Source organism: Pseudomonas sp. (genome assembly GCF_049653025.1).
Taxonomy (GTDB): domain Bacteria; phylum Pseudomonadota; class Gammaproteobacteria; order Pseudomonadales; family Pseudomonadaceae; genus Aquipseudomonas.
This window is the reverse complement of sequence record NZ_JBASFM010000006.1, coordinates 244,729-257,955: the sequence shown is the minus strand read 5'-3', so window position 1 is coordinate 257,955 and position 13,227 is coordinate 244,729. Positions and strand designations below refer to the sequence as shown.

Below are 13,227 nucleotides of genomic sequence, written 5' to 3'. Positions count from 1 at the left end.
CTTATCCGATCTGTAGTGGAGGGTGCCACGATGGCCCATGAGCTCTATACCCGTACCAATCAGAAAATCTTCTATGCAGGTCTGGCGCTGGAGTCCTGGCGCAAGGCCGAGCAGGGCCAGAGCATGAATGCCCTGGCGTTGATCCAGGCTGAGCGCGAGGCTGCGCTGTTTCATCTATACGGTGCCCTGTTGGGGCTGTGCCATGAAATAGCCGGTTACTACCGTTTGCCAGATAGCGCTGCGCCGCGCGCAGAAAGCTTTCTCAACCAATCCGTACTAAGCGCCGCGCCGAGTCAGGAGTTGGGCGAGTTGGTTGAACTGGTGCAATCACCGGAGAGCTGGCTGGCTCAGTTGCTCAAGGCCTACGGCGAACTGTTTCAGCCGCCGCAAGCCGGCAAGAAAGCCAAGGTCGACCCCAGTACGCCGTTGATCACCGCAGTCAGCCTGGATGAAGAGGTTGTACCTTTGTCGCGGGAAATCCTGGAGGCCTGGCGTCAGCACCTGAAAGTACTCGCACAGCGTTTTCGCGAAACCCTGAATGAATGGTGATGGCTGATTGGATCGGCGGACTAGGGTGAGTCCTGGTCGGCTGTTACAATGCGCGCCTTTCGTGGAGAGCCAACCCTATGCCTACATCCTTCCTGGAAATCGTCGAGCTGCCTGATGGGCGCATTGCCCTGCGTCGTGCGGAGGATGAAGAGTCGTTGGTGGTGTTGGATTTCTCTGCTGACGCCAAGGCTTTCCTGCAGGGTCAGCATGTCGAGGTGGCCAAGGCCATGCTCAATGTTGGCGTGCAGATGGCCGGCCGCTTGGCCGAGAACAATTTCCAGCAGGAAGAAGGGCCGCGGGTTCTGCACTGATCCCGCAGGTGTAGCTGGGCGCTGAGCCCGGCCTTCAGTTCAATCAACAGATTCCCGCCGAGTGACATCAGCCCAGGCTGATATTCAAACTTTGTGCTTTGCCCAGGCGCGCCGCGTGCTCCAGCTGTTGCCGCGCCTCGCGTTCGAGTGGGTGCAGCCAACTCACCACGGTGTGACTACGGCCCAGTGTTAGGGCTTGCTGGGCCAGTTCCAGTGGGCTTTGTGCGCCACGTGGGTGCAGCAGCAGAATACGTTCGCGGTTCAAGCCGGCATCCCTTAGCCAGGCCTGGGTGAGACTGGACGGTGGGGCAATCAGGGTCAGCCAGCGTTCGTCGTGGTTCTCGCTGAGTTGACGCAGAATCGGTGCGAGCAGGTTCAAGCAGTGCCCGGCTGCGCCGCGCAGCGACATTTCACTGAATGCTTCTGTCTCATCCTGCCAGGGCAGCTCACCCGCATCGGTAAGCAGTGGGTTCACGGTCGATGCCAAAAACGCATCGAACAGTGGCAGTTGTGTACGGTTCAGCGAATGCGGGAACTGCATAGATCCTCCACTAGCGGCGGATAACGCCGACGCTCAAGCCTTCAATAATCAAATCCTGCTCTTCCAGGTTCACTTCAATCGGTGCGAACTCGGGGTTTTCGGCAATCAGCCAGACCTTGTTGCCTTCGCGCTTGAAGCGCTTGACCGTGACTTCGTCATCGATACGCGCCACTACCACTTGGCCGTTGCGGGCTTCGCGGGTGGTGTGCACGGCCAGCAGGTCGCCGTCGAAGATGCCGATGTCTTTCATGCTCATGCCGCGTACGCGCAGCAGGTAGTCGGCCCTGGGGTGAAAGAACTCCGGGTTGATCTTGCAGGACTCTTCGATGTTCTGTTGCGCCAGAATCGGCGCACCCGCCGCGACGCGGCCAATCACCGGCAGGCCTTCTTCGTCATCGCTGTTGGGTTCGAAGCCTGGGATGCGGATGCCCCGCGAAGCACCTGGGGTCATTTCAATCGCACCCTTGCGGGCCAGGGCCTTCAGGTGTTCTTCCGCCGCGTTGGGTGATTTGAAACCCAGTTTCAAGGCGATTTCTGCACGGGTGGGCGGATAGCCGTTGTCTTCAAGGCATTGCTTGATGAAGGCGAGAATTTCAGCTTGGCGCGGCGTCAGTTTAAGCATGATTGGCTCTGTTTTTTTGTACAGTGACTGGAATTATATACAGTGATTTGTGATTGGCAATCCCTCTGTTCTGATCTCTACTCAATGCAGCGCTTTCTGGCTTGTGCCGACAGGCTGTTACTCGAGCGCGTTGGCGCTCGTCTAGCTTTGGCTGTCTGCTGTTGGCTGCGGCGCGCGTGACTGCTCAGCCACAAGATGGTTTGTCCGGCTTGACAAGGCAGGCAGCTGAAACGTATGTTTCAAACAAGTGTTTGTTCAGATGAAAAGAGTCATGGCCCAGTCGGAAACCGTTGAACGCATTCTTGATGCGGCAGAGCAGCTTTTTGCGGAGAAAGGTTTCGCGGAAACGTCGCTGCGCCTGATCACCAGCAAGGCCGGGGTCAACCTGGCGGCGGTGAACTATCACTTCGGCTCGAAGAAAGCCCTGATTCAGGCGGTTTTTTCGCGGTTTCTCGGGCCATTCTGCGTAAGCCTCGAGCGTGAGCTGGACCGTCGCCAGGCCAAGCCGGAAGCCAAGGTCAGTCTGGAGGAGCTGCTTGAGCTGCTGGTCGAGCAAGCCCTGGCAGTGAAGCCGCGCAGCGGTAATGACCTGTCGATTTTCATGCGCCTGTTGGGGTTGGCCTTTAGCCAGAGCCAGGGTCACCTGCGCAAATACCTGGAAGAGGTGTACGGCAAGGTGTTCCGCCGCTACATGATGCTGGTGCACGAAGCAGCGCCACGTATTCCGCCGCTGGAGTTGTTCTGGCGTGTGCACTTTATGCTCGGCGCGGCGGCGTTCAGCATGTCCGGGATCAAGGCGCTACGGGCCATGTCGGAAACCGATTTTGGGGTTAATACCTCGATCGAGCAGGTGATGCGCCTGATGGTTCCGTTCCTGGCGGCCGGCATGCGTTCGGAGACCGGTTTGGCCGACGAGGCGCTGGCCAGTGCTCAGCTCAAGCCCCGCACTAAAGCTGCGCTGGCACCTAGCAAAGTTTGAGGCGTGCGGGTGGGCGTGTCGGGTTCGATCCGCTAAGCTAGCGGCCCATGGCTGCTCTCGATTTTCTCCATATTTCTCTCGCTGATCAGTGCCTGTATGGCTTCGCCAACGGGCAGCTGCAGCTGCGTCTGGCGGTTTCCACGGCGCTCAATGGCCCGGGTGAACGCAATGGCTCCGGCTGTACGCCGCGCGGTCTGCACCAGGTGCGCGCGAAGATCGGCGAAGGCCTGCCGTGTGGCGCGGTGCTGCGCGGGCGGCGCTGGACCGGCGAGGTCTGGTCGCCCGAGTTGCATGCGCAATTTCCCGGGCGTGACTGGATTCTTACGCGGATTCTCTGGCTCAGCGGCTGCGAGCCTGGGCGCAATCGCCTCGGCGCTGTCGATACCTTTCGCCGTTATATCTACCTGCATGGTACGCCGGACAGCGAGCCGCTCGGCGTGCCGCTGTCCCATGGCTGCGTGCGGCTGCGCAATAGCGACCTGGTGGAACTATTCCCGCGCGTGCCGGCTCAGTGTCTGGTGCAGATCGACGAAGCGCCATGCCCGCACTGGGCTGCTGCGCCTCTTAATTAAGGAAGGGTTGTGAGTTCAAGCATGCAAGGTTCATTGATGCTGGATATCGCCGGCACCTGGCTGACGGCAGAGGATCGACAGATTCTGCGTCAGCCGCAGGTCGGTGGTTTGATTCTATTCGCGCGCAATATTGAAGACCCACGCCAGGTGCGTGAGCTGAGCGCGGCGATCCGCGCGGTGCGGCCCGACCTGCTGCTGGCGGTCGATCAGGAGGGCGGCCGGGTGCAGCGTCTGCGCCAGGGTTTTGTGCGGCTGCCGGCAATGCGTGCGTTGGCCGATAACGCCAATGCCGAGCATCTGGCCGAGCAGTGCGGCTGGATCATGGCCACCGAGGTACTGGCGGCCGGCCTGGATTTGAGTTTCGCCCCGGTGCTGGACTTGGACCATCAGCGCAGTGCGGTGGTGGGCAGTCGCAGTTTCGAGGGTAACCCCGAGCTGGCGACCCGCTTGGCTGGTGCCTTTATTCGCGGCATGAACGCAGCGGGTATGGCCGCAACCGGCAAGCATTTCCCGGGTCACGGCTGGGCCGAGGCCGATTCTCATGTGGCAATTCCGCTGGATGAGCGCAGCCTCGAACAGATTCGCGCGGTCGACCTGCAGCCCTTTGCTCAACTGAGTCAGCAACTGGCGGCGGTGATGCCGGCGCATGTGATCTATCCCCAGGTCGACAGTCAGCCGGCCGGTTTCTCGCGGCGCTGGTTGCAGGACATCCTGCGCGGCGAGCTGGGTTTTCAGGGCGTGATTTTCAGCGATGACCTGTCCATGGCCGGTGCTCATGTGGTCGGCGATGCGGCGTGCCGCATCGAGGCGGCGCTGACGGCGGGTTGCGATATGGGCCTGGTGTGCAATGACCGCGCGGCTGCCGAGTTGGCCTTGAGCGCGCTGCAGCGGCTCAAGGTAGAACCGCCGAACGGCTTGGCGCGCATGCGTCGTCAGGCGTTTCCCGGTATCGAGTACCGGCAGGACCCGCGTTGGCAGGAGGCGTTGGTCAGCCTGCGCGCCGCCCAGCTGATCGACTGAGGACAAACGCATGACGGTCTACGCGATTATCGGTGGTACCGGGCTGACCAAATTGGACGGCCTCACCATCAAGGCGGCGCTGCATATCGACACGCCTTACGGCGCGCCTTCTGCGGCGGTGCTGCGCGGCGATTATGCCGGGCGTGAGGTGTTGTTTCTCGCGCGCCATGGTCATCCGCATCGCATCCCGCCGCATCAGGTTAACTACCGCGCCAATCTCTGGGCGCTGCGTGACGCGGGTGCCACGGCGATTATCGCGGTGAATGCGGTGGGTGGTATTCATTCCGCCATGGGCACTGGGCACTTCTGCTTGCCGCATCAGCTGATCGATTACACCAGCGGCCGCGAGCACACCTATTTCGAAGGCGAACTGGAGCATGTCACCCATATCGACTTCAGCAATCCCTACGATGCAGGGCTACGGACCCGGTTGACCCGTGCCTTGAGCGCCGAGCAATGCGCGTTCAGCAGCCATGGCGTGTACGGCTGCACCCAGGGGCCGCGCTTGGAAACGGCGGCGGAGATCGCCCGACTGGAACGCGATGGCTGCGATATCGTCGGCATGACCGGCATGCCCGAAGCGGGATTGGCGCGCGAGCTGGAGTTGCCCTACGCCTGCCTGGCGTTGGTGGTGAACCCGGCTGCCGGCAAGTCGCGGGCGTTGATCAGCATGGCGCAGATCGAACGCGCGGTTGAAGAGGGCATGACCACGGTCAAATCCGTACTGGCGCGGGTGCTGACCAGTTGAGCCGCTAACCGCGCAATAAAAAAGGGCCGCTTAATGCGGCCCTTTTTTGTGCCTGAGTGTTTACAGCGGGCTGACGCGAATCAGCAGGCCCAGGCTGCCGTTGTCCAGAAAGGTCAGTTCGCCGCTTTTCAGGCGGCTGCTCTGCTTGATCCGCTCGCTGTCGCTGAGGCTGCCGCTGGCGTCGAACTGGTTGACCCAGATATCGCTGTCCAGCTCGATCAGGCGGCCTTCTTTCAGGCTGATGCGGCCTTCGACGGGGTAGTGGCCGAACTGCTCGTTGCCGGTGCTGATGGCAACGCTGCTGTTTGAGCCGCCCAGGCTCTGCGACCAGGCTTTATGCAGCAATACCTGATAGCCGCTGGACGGGCTGAGTTTGCCGGCTTCGGCATTCAATGAGGTGCTGCGGCTGTTGCTGCCGTCTACCGGTAGAGCGCTCTGCGCCCAGTTGTCCGGTGCCAGTTGGCCGGCCGAAAGCAGCTCGGCGGATTGGCGGAATACGATGACTTCAACCTGGTAGAGGCCTTCGGCCAGCGCCGTGGCGCTGCTCAGTAGGCTCAGCAGCAGAAGCGGCAACAGGGTCAGGGTGCGGAGTGCGCGCATGGATCAGTCCTTTAAACAGAGAGGGTCAGGCGCTCGAACAGCGCTTCCAGGGTATTGAATCGTTCTTCCGGGCGCTCCATCGGCACCTGGAATTTAAACATGGTTGCGCCTTCGAACTTGTAGCGGCTCGGCGCGCTCTGGATCAGCTTGATCAGCGTCAGCGGGTCGACGCATGTGTCGGCGGCGAATTCGATGCGCCCACCTTGCGGGCCGGCATCGACCTTCTTGATTCCGAGCTTTTCCGCCTGCAGCTTGAGCAGGGTAATGCGCACCAGGCTCTTGGTCGGGTCCGGCAGCAGGCCGAAGCGGTCGATCATTTCCACTTGCAGCTCTTTCAGGCCATCTTCGTCGGCAGCGTTGGCGATGCGTTTGTAGAGGATCAGCCGCGCATGCACGTCGGGCAAGTAGTCCTCGGGGATCAGCGCCGGCACGCGCAGGTTGATCTCCGGGCCGCCGCCCAGCGGCTGGTCGAGGTTCGGTTGTTCACCCTTGCGGATCGACTTCACCGCGCGTTCGAGCATTTCCATATACAGGGTGAAACCCACTGCCTGGATCTGCCCGCTCTGGCCGTCGCCGAGCAGCTCGCCGGCACCGCGGATTTCCAGATCGTGGGTGGCCAGCAGGAAGCCTGCGCCGAGGTCCTGGGCACCGGAGATGGCTTCCAGGCGCTTCTGCGCATCGTCGGTCATCTGCTTGCGCGGCGGCGTCAGCAGGTAGGCGTAGGCCTGGTGGTGGCTACGGCCAACCCGGCCGCGCAACTGGTGCAGCTGAGCCAGGCCGAACTTGTCGGCGCGCTCGATGATGATGGTGTTAGCGCTCGGTACGTCGATACCGGTCTCGATAATGGTCGAGGCGATCAGCACGTTGAAACGCTTGTGATAGAAATCGCCCATCACCTGTTCCAGCTCGCGCTCGCGCATCTGCCCGTGGCCGATGCCGATGCGTGCTTCTGGCACCAGTTCGGCGAGGTCGGCGGCGCATTTCTCGATGGTTTTCACATCGTTGTGCAGGTAGTACACCTGGCCGCCGCGCAGCAGTTCGCGCAGCAGCGCTTCCTTGATTGTCGGGTTGTTCTGCTCCATCACAAAGGTACGCACTGACAGGCGGCGCGCCGGCGGCGTGGCGATGATCGACAGGTCGCGCATGCCGGCCACGGCCATGTTCAACGTGCGCGGGATCGGTGTGGCGGTGAGGGTCAGGATGTCGACTTCGCTGCGCAGGGTTTTCAGCTGTTCCTTCTGGCGCACGCCGAAACGGTGCTCTTCGTCGATGATCACCAGGCCCAGGTTGCTGAATTTGACGTCGTCCTGCAGCAGCTTGTGGGTGCCGATAACGATGTCGACCTTGCCCTCGGCCAGTTGCTGCATGGCCTCGCTGACTTCCTTGGCGCTCTTGAAGCGGCTCATCACTTCGACCTTTACCGGCCAGTCGGCGAAGCGGTCACGGAAACTGTTGTAGTGCTGCTGGGCGAGCAGGGTGGTCGGCACCAGCACTGCCACCTGCTTGCCGCCATGCACGGCGATAAACGCGGCGCGCATGGCTACTTCGGTCTTACCAAAGCCAACATCACCACAGATCAGGCGATCCATCGGCTTCGCCGTGAGCATGTCGTTGTAGACGGCTTCGATGGCGGCTTGCTGGTCCGGGGTTTCCTCGAAGGGGAAGCCGGCGCTGAAGGTAGCGTAGTCGGCTTTCGGGTCGGCAAAGGCATAGCCTTCGCGGGCGGCGCGGCGGGCGTAGATGTCGAGCAGTTCGGCGGCGACATCGCGCACCTGTTCGGCGGCCTTGCGCTTGGCCTTCTGCCAGATTTCCGAGCCGAGGCGGTGCAGCGGAGCGAGGGCGTCGTCGCTGCCGGTGTAGCGCGCGATCAGGTGCAGGCTGGCCACCGGCACGTAGAGCTTGGCTTCCTCGGCGTACATCAGGGCGAGGAATTCGGCGGCCTGGCCGTCAAACTCCATGGTCACCAGGCCCAGGTAGCGGCCCACGCCGTGGTCGATATGCACCACCGGCGCGCCTTCGCGCAGCTCGGTGAGGTTCTTGATCACGTTGTCGCCGCCATCGCGCGATTTCTCGCGGCGGCGGCGCTGCATCACCCGCTGGCCGAACAGCGGGCTTTCTGCCACCAGGGCCAGGTCTTCGAGCAGCAGGCCGTCATCCAGTGGGGCGATGCAGATACCCAGGCGCTCTTTGCTGGCGGTGAAACTCGGCCAGCTGTCGAACTCGTTGGGCTTGAGCTTGAGGCGAGCGAGCAGTTCCAGCAGCACTTCGCGCCGCCCCGCGGACTCGGCGCAGAACAGCACGCGACCCGGATGTTCCTCGATAAAGCGCCGCAGCGCGGCCAACGGCTCGCCGGCTTTGGCCTGAATCGCCAGGTCCGGCAGCGGTTTGGCGGCGAAGCGAGTGCGGCCGACGCCGGCTTCGATGTCGTCCTGGCTGACCACCACGCGCGGCCAGTTTTTCAGGCGGGCGAAACAGTCTTCTACCGTCAGGAAGATATCCACGGGCGGCAGCAGTGGACGTTCCGGGTCTACCCGGCGTTCTTCATAACGGCCGCGCGCATCCACCCAGAACTGCTCGGCGGCTTTCTCGATGCCCGGCAGGGAAAACACCTGGGTGTCCGTCGGCAGGTAGTCGAACAGGGTCGCGCTTTCCTCGAAGAACAGCGGCAGGTAGTACTCGATACCGGCCGGGGTGATGCCGGTGCTGAGGTCCTGGTAGATCGGGCAGCGGCGGAAATCCACGTCGAAACGCTCGCGAAAGCGCCCGCGAAAATCGGTAACGGCTTTCTTTTCCAGCGGAAATTCGCGCGCTGGCAGCAGCTTGACCGAGTCGACCTTGTCGATGGAACGCTGGGTTTCCGGGTCAAAGGTGCGCAGGGTTTCGATTTCGTCATCGAACAGATCGATGCGGTACGGCAGGTTGCTGCCCATCGGGAACAGGTCGATCAGTGCGCCACGGACGGCGAACTCGCCATGCTCATACACCGTGTCGACGCAGCGATAGCCGGCGGCTTCCAGGTTGCCGCGCATCTGGTTGACGTCGAGCTGCTGGCCGACCTGCATAACCAGGCTGCTACCAAGTAGGAAGCGCTTGGGCGCCAGACGGTGTAGGGCGGTGGTGATTGGCACTACCAGCACACCGTGTTTCAGCTCGGGCAGGCGATACAGCGCGGCGATCCGCTGGGAAATGATGTCCTGATGCGGCGAAAACAGGTCGTAGGGCAGGGTTTCCCAGTCGGGAAAGTGCAGCACAGGCAGTTCCGGGGCGAAAAACGCCAGCTCTTCCTGCAGGCGCTCGGCGCTCTGGCTGTCGGCGGTCAGCAGCAGGGTGAAGCGGCGGGCAGCGCTGGCGGCTTCGGCAATCGCCAGGCTCAGCGCGGCACCGGGCAGGTTGCCCCAATGTTGTTTCCCGGCAGTGGCGGGCAGGGACGGTAGACGCAGTACGGACACAGGCGGCTCACGGTCATGGCACAAGGGCGCCGATTGTAGCGGGCGTTTATGTGCGGTGTCAGTTACGACAGCCGTGCATTGCTCATGCACGCGTGCGCCGTCATAATGTAGCCCCTTTTTTCAGCCCCTACATGTGGAAGGTACTGCCCGTGACTCAGAAGCCCGACCAGTGTCTCGGTGAGTGGATCGATCGAGAAGCCCTTGCGGAAGCGATGATTCCGATGATTGGCCAACTCTACCGTAACAACAACGTGGTCACCTCGATCTACGGCCGTGGTCTGATCAACCGTTCGGTGATCGACATTCTCAAAGCCCACCGCTTCGCCCGTCACCGCCTGGCTGACGACAGCGAGCTGTCGGTGCACGACACCTTCCCGATCCTCAAGACCATGAGCGAGCTCAAGCTGGGTGCCGCCTCGGTGGACCTGGGCAAGATGGTCAGCAAGTTCAAGGCCGAAGGCCAGAACCGCAGCATCGAGCAGTTCGTTAAAGACGAGCTGGTTGAAGTGGCTGGCAAGCAGAACGGCGCGGCCCGTGAAGGCACCGACGTGGTGCTGTACGGTTTCGGTCGTATCGGCCGCCTGCTGGCGCGCATCCTGATCGAGAAGACCGGTGGTGGCGACGGCCTGCGCCTGCGCGCCATCGTCGTGCGCAAGGGCGCGACCAATGACCTGGTCAAGCGCGCCAGCCTGCTGCGCCGCGACTCGGTACACGGCAAGTTCGACGGCACCATCACCATCGATGAAGCCAACAACACCCTGACGGCCAACGGCAACCTGATCCAGGTGATCTACGCCAAGGATCCGAAAGAAATCGACTACACCCAGTACGGCATCAAGAACGCTCTGCTGGTCGACAACACCGGTGTATGGCGTGACGCCGAGGGCCTGGGCCAGCACCTGGCTTGCCCGGGTGTCGACCGCGTAGTCCTCACCGCGCCTGGCAAGGGCGCGCTGAAGAACATCGTGCACGGCATCAACCACAGTGAAATCACCGCTGACGACAAGATCATCTCGGCCGCTTCCTGCACCACCAACGCCATCGTGCCGGTGCTCAAGGCGATCAACGATCAGTACGGCATCGTCAACGGCCACGTCGAAACCGTTCACTCGTACACCAACGACCAGAACCTGATCGACAACTTCCACAAGGGCGACCGCCGCGGCCGCAGCGCACCGCTGAACATGGTGATCACTGAGACCGGTGCCGCCACTGCCGCCGCCAAGGCGCTGCCCGTGCTGAAAGGCAAGCTGACCGGCAACGCCATTCGCGTGCCGACGCCGAACGTGTCGATGGCCATTCTCAACCTCAACCTTGAGAAAGCCACCACCCGTGAAGAAGTCAACGAGTACCTGCGCCAGATGGCCATGCACTCGGACCTGCAGAAGCAGATCGACTTCGTCCAGTCGCAGGAAGTGGTGTCGACTGACTTCGTTGGTTCGCGTCACGCCGGTGTGGTCGATGCCGAAGCCACCATCTGCAACGACAACCGTGTCGTGCTGTACGTGTGGTACGACAACGAGTTCGGTTACAGCTGCCAGGTGGTTCGCGTGATGGAAGACATGGCCGGGGTCAACCCGCCAGCCTTCCCGCGCTAAGCCGCGCGAGCGTCAAACAAAACGGGAGCCTAGGCTCCCGTTTTGCATTTCAGTGCATCGTGGTTTCAGCGATCGGCCAGGAGCTGTTCGCGCAGGGTGTCCGATAGGCCTTCGGGGGCCAGCCAGATGCCCAGGTAGGCGCGGGCCAGTTCGGTGTCGCCGCTGCGGAAGACTTCGCTGCCGTTGCGTTCCAGGGTCAATCCTTGCTGTACCGAGTAGTTCAGGGCGTAGCGGTCGCCGGGGCGGATGTCGCGGAAAGTGGCGTGCAGGGCGTCCAGCTCCGGTTTCAGCTTTGCCAGCTGGGCCGCGTCGTGCTGGTGTTTAAGGGTTGTCCAGGCAGCCTTGATGACATCCTCTTTGGCGATATCGCGGTAGTAATACAGCTCCAGTCGCTGCGTGGCTGGCCGGCTGACGGCTTGGCTGGGGTTGACGCCGGCGGCGGTATAGAAGGCCGCTGCGTAGACATCGGCCCACAGATAGGTCAACAGCGCCTGGTTCTTGCGCTCCAGGGCGGTGCCGGCCAGCTCGTAGGTGGTGCTGAAGGCTGCCTGCTCGAGAATCGAGTCGTTACTGTTGGCCAGCAGGTTGCTGGTGCTGGCGAACAGCAGGATCAGTGCAAGCAGGTGGCGCATGGCGCATGCTCCGCAGGGTTTAGCTGCTTTTCGCCGCAGTTGACTGCTGAGTCAAGTAGATTGCTGTTGCCTGGTGTTACGACTTATCGGTCGAAAACAGCACTCATGGGTGGGAAGTCACGGCTTATCTCCTTATAATTTCAGCGTTTTTCACTTCGGGGTGGCCGCCGCAGGTATTGCCGGCACTGAACGCAAGCGTTCTGCTTTATCTATCCCGATTGTGTCCCCACTCTGCCAAAGCACTGATTTCAGTGTTTGGATCACTCAATGATCAAGATTAAATCCGGACTGGATCTGCCAATCAGCGGCGTTCCTGAACAACGTATCGAGGCGGCGCGGGCGGTGCGTAGCGTGGCCGTACTGGGCTGCGATTACCACGGCATGAAGCCGACCATGGCCGTACAGGTCGGTGACCGGGTCAAGCTTGGCCAGGTGCTGTTTTCCGACAAGAAGAACCCGGGCGTGCATTTCACGGCACCCGGTGCCGGCGTGGTCGGTGCCATTCACCGTGGCGAGCAGCGCGTGCTGCAATCGGTGGTGATCGACCTGGACGGCGATGAGGCGGTCGAGTTCGCCCGCTACGAGGCCGGCCAGTTGGCCAGCCTGGAGCCGCAGGCGGTGCGTGACAACCTGCAGCAGTCCGGCCTGTGGGCTGCGCTGCGCACGCGGCCGTTCAGCAAGGTGCCGGCCATCGATGCCGTGCCCAGCTCGATTTTCGTGACGGCTATCGATACTCAGCCGCTGGCTGCCGATCCTGCGCTGATCATCGCCGAGCAGGCTGGCGCTTTCGAAAATGGCCTGAGCGTGCTGGCGCGCCTGGCCAAGGTGTTTCTGTGCAAGGCCGCAGGCGTGCCGTTGCCAGGTGAAAATCTGCCGGGCGTGCAGGTCGAAGGTTTCGCCGGCCCGCATCCGGCCGGCTTGCCGGGCACCCATATACATTTCCTCGATCCGGTCAGCGTCAGCAAGAGCGTGTGGCAGATCGGTTATCAGGACGTGATCGCCATCGGCCAGCTGTTCACCAGCGGCCGCTTGCATGTCGAGCGCGTGGTGGCTCTGGCTGGCCCTGTGGTGGAAAAACCGCGTCTGCTGCGTACCCGCCTGGGTGCCAATCTGGATGAACTGAGCGCGGGCGAACTGCAGCCGGGCCACAACCGGGTGATTTCCGGTTCGCTGCTGGGCGGCCGTACCTCGCGTGGTGCTTTTGCCTTTCTCGGTCGCTACCACGTGCAGGTGTCCTGCCTGCATGAAGGCAACGAGCGCGAGCTGCTGCATTACCTGCGCGCTGGGGTGAACAAGCACTCGGTGCTGAATATCTTCGTGTCCAAATTGATGGCGGCCAAGCGTTTCGCCTTCGACACCAGCACCAACGGCAGCCCGCGCGCCATGGTGCCGGTGGGCAACTACGAGGCGGTGATGCCGCTGGATATCCTGCCCACCCAGCTGCTGCGTTACCTGATCGTTGGCGACACCGAGATGGCGCAGAAGCTCGGTTGCCTGGAGCTGGACGAGGAAGACCTGGCGCTGTGCAGCTACGTCTGCGCCGGCAAATATGAATACGGTCCGATCCTGCGGGACAACCTGACTCGCATCGAAAAGGAGGGCTGAT

The 13,227-nt window shown here is 62.0% G+C and carries 13 protein-coding genes; 8 read left to right on the top strand and 5 right to left on the bottom strand.

Annotated elements, in window-relative coordinates; translation table 11 throughout:
- Nucleotides 1-30 precede the first annotated feature (30 nt).
- Both WBK23_RS04275 and WBK23_RS04270 read left to right on the top strand, forming a co-directional pair.
- Nucleotides 31-549 (top strand): DUF6586 family protein, encoded by a 519-nt coding sequence (locus tag WBK23_RS04275; protein ID WP_424482734.1) that lies wholly within the window; start codon nt 31-33, stop codon nt 547-549.
- Between the two features lie 77 nt (nt 550-626).
- A complete protein-coding gene (locus tag WBK23_RS04270) occupies nt 627-860 on the top strand; it encodes a hypothetical protein (protein WP_090248059.1) in 234 nt (77 codons plus the stop codon).
- A gap of 67 nt (nt 861-927) precedes the next feature.
- On the opposite strand, the gene sulA is transcribed toward WBK23_RS04270, so the two are convergent.
- Complete coding sequence (sulA, locus tag WBK23_RS04265) at nt 928-1,401, bottom strand: SOS-induced cell division inhibitor SulA (RefSeq protein WP_424482733.1); 474 nt, start codon at nt 1,399-1,401, stop codon at nt 928-930.
- Nucleotides 1,402-1,411: 10 nt separating this feature from the next.
- The gene (gene lexA, locus WBK23_RS04260) at nt 1,412-2,023 is read right to left on the bottom strand and encodes a transcriptional repressor LexA (RefSeq protein ID WP_424482732.1); all 612 of its coding nucleotides are present in this window, start codon (nt 2,021-2,023) and stop codon (nt 1,412-1,414) included.
- 271 nt (nt 2,024-2,294) lie between these two features.
- On the opposite strand from lexA, the gene WBK23_RS04255 reads away from it, so the two are divergent.
- From WBK23_RS04255 to WBK23_RS04240, 4 genes are read left to right on the top strand one after another with little or no spacing between them, the layout of a single operon-like run.
- Nucleotides 2,295-3,002 (top strand): TetR/AcrR family transcriptional regulator, encoded by a 708-nt coding sequence (locus WBK23_RS04255; RefSeq protein ID WP_424482731.1) that lies wholly within the window; start codon nt 2,295-2,297, stop codon nt 3,000-3,002.
- 47 nt (nt 3,003-3,049) lie between these two features.
- Nucleotides 3,050-3,574, top strand: a complete 525-nt coding sequence (locus tag WBK23_RS04250) for a L,D-transpeptidase family protein (RefSeq protein WP_424482730.1) — start codon at nt 3,050-3,052, stop codon at nt 3,572-3,574.
- A 21-nt stretch (nt 3,575-3,595) separates the two neighbouring features.
- The gene (gene nagZ / locus WBK23_RS04245) at nt 3,596-4,594 is read left to right on the top strand and encodes a beta-N-acetylhexosaminidase (RefSeq protein ID WP_424482729.1); all 999 of its coding nucleotides are present in this window, start codon (nt 3,596-3,598) and stop codon (nt 4,592-4,594) included.
- Nucleotides 4,595-4,604: 10 nt separating this feature from the next.
- Complete coding sequence (locus tag WBK23_RS04240) at nt 4,605-5,342, top strand: S-methyl-5'-thioinosine phosphorylase (RefSeq protein WP_424482728.1); 738 nt, start codon at nt 4,605-4,607, stop codon at nt 5,340-5,342.
- A gap of 60 nt (nt 5,343-5,402) precedes the next feature.
- Here WBK23_RS04240 and WBK23_RS04235 read toward each other — a convergent pair whose 3' ends face one another.
- A complete protein-coding gene (locus tag WBK23_RS04235) occupies nt 5,403-5,942 on the bottom strand; it encodes a CsiV family protein (RefSeq protein ID WP_424482727.1) in 540 nt (179 codons plus the stop codon).
- A gap of 11 nt (nt 5,943-5,953) precedes the next feature.
- Entirely contained in the window at nt 5,954-9,391 is a 3,438-nt protein-coding gene (gene mfd, locus WBK23_RS04230; RefSeq protein ID WP_424482726.1) for a transcription-repair coupling factor, read from the bottom strand.
- A gap of 131 nt (nt 9,392-9,522) precedes the next feature.
- Here mfd and WBK23_RS04225 point away from each other — a divergent pair, with 131 nt between their 5' ends.
- On the top strand, nt 9,523-10,989 hold the full coding sequence (locus tag WBK23_RS04225; protein ID WP_424482725.1) for a glyceraldehyde-3-phosphate dehydrogenase: 1,467 nt from the start codon (nt 9,523-9,525) through the stop codon (nt 10,987-10,989).
- Nucleotides 10,990-11,054: 65 nt separating this feature from the next.
- Here the strand turns inward: WBK23_RS04225 and WBK23_RS04220 are convergent, their stop codons facing one another.
- Nucleotides 11,055-11,621 (bottom strand): chalcone isomerase family protein, encoded by a 567-nt coding sequence (locus WBK23_RS04220; protein WP_424482724.1) that lies wholly within the window; start codon nt 11,619-11,621, stop codon nt 11,055-11,057.
- A gap of 267 nt (nt 11,622-11,888) precedes the next feature.
- Between WBK23_RS04220 and WBK23_RS04215 the strand changes: the two genes are divergently transcribed.
- Complete coding sequence (locus tag WBK23_RS04215) at nt 11,889-13,226, top strand: Na(+)-translocating NADH-quinone reductase subunit A (RefSeq protein ID WP_424482723.1); 1,338 nt, start codon at nt 11,889-11,891, stop codon at nt 13,224-13,226.
- Nucleotide 13,227 lies beyond the last annotated feature (1 nt).

Excerpts from the sequence above, each read along its gene's own strand:
- WBK23_RS04215 (WP_424482723.1), top strand. The coding sequence starts at position 11,889 with ATGATCAAGATTAAATCCGGACTGGATCTGCCAATCAGCGGCGTTCCT.
- WBK23_RS04255 (WP_424482731.1), top strand. The coding sequence starts at position 2,295 with ATGGCCCAGTCGGAAACCGTTGAACGCATTCTTGATGCGGCAGAGCAG.
- WBK23_RS04225 (WP_424482725.1), top strand. The coding sequence starts at position 9,523 with ATGTGGAAGGTACTGCCCGTGACTCAGAAGCCCGACCAGTGTCTCGGT.
- lexA (WP_424482732.1), bottom strand. The coding sequence starts at position 2,023 with ATGCTTAAACTGACGCCGCGCCAAGCTGAAATTCTCGCCTTCATCAAG.
- WBK23_RS04235 (WP_424482727.1), bottom strand. The coding sequence starts at position 5,942 with ATGCGCGCACTCCGCACCCTGACCCTGTTGCCGCTTCTGCTGCTGAGC.
- WBK23_RS04240 (WP_424482728.1), top strand. The coding sequence starts at position 4,605 with ATGACGGTCTACGCGATTATCGGTGGTACCGGGCTGACCAAATTGGAC.
- WBK23_RS04270 (WP_090248059.1), top strand. The coding sequence starts at position 627 with ATGCCTACATCCTTCCTGGAAATCGTCGAGCTGCCTGATGGGCGCATT.
- WBK23_RS04250 (WP_424482730.1), top strand. The coding sequence starts at position 3,050 with ATGGCTGCTCTCGATTTTCTCCATATTTCTCTCGCTGATCAGTGCCTG.
- nagZ (WP_424482729.1), top strand. The coding sequence starts at position 3,596 with ATGCAAGGTTCATTGATGCTGGATATCGCCGGCACCTGGCTGACGGCA.
- WBK23_RS04275 (WP_424482734.1), top strand. The coding sequence starts at position 31 with ATGGCCCATGAGCTCTATACCCGTACCAATCAGAAAATCTTCTATGCA.
- WBK23_RS04220 (WP_424482724.1), bottom strand. The coding sequence starts at position 11,621 with ATGCGCCACCTGCTTGCACTGATCCTGCTGTTCGCCAGCACCAGCAAC.
- sulA (WP_424482733.1), bottom strand. The coding sequence starts at position 1,401 with ATGCAGTTCCCGCATTCGCTGAACCGTACACAACTGCCACTGTTCGAT.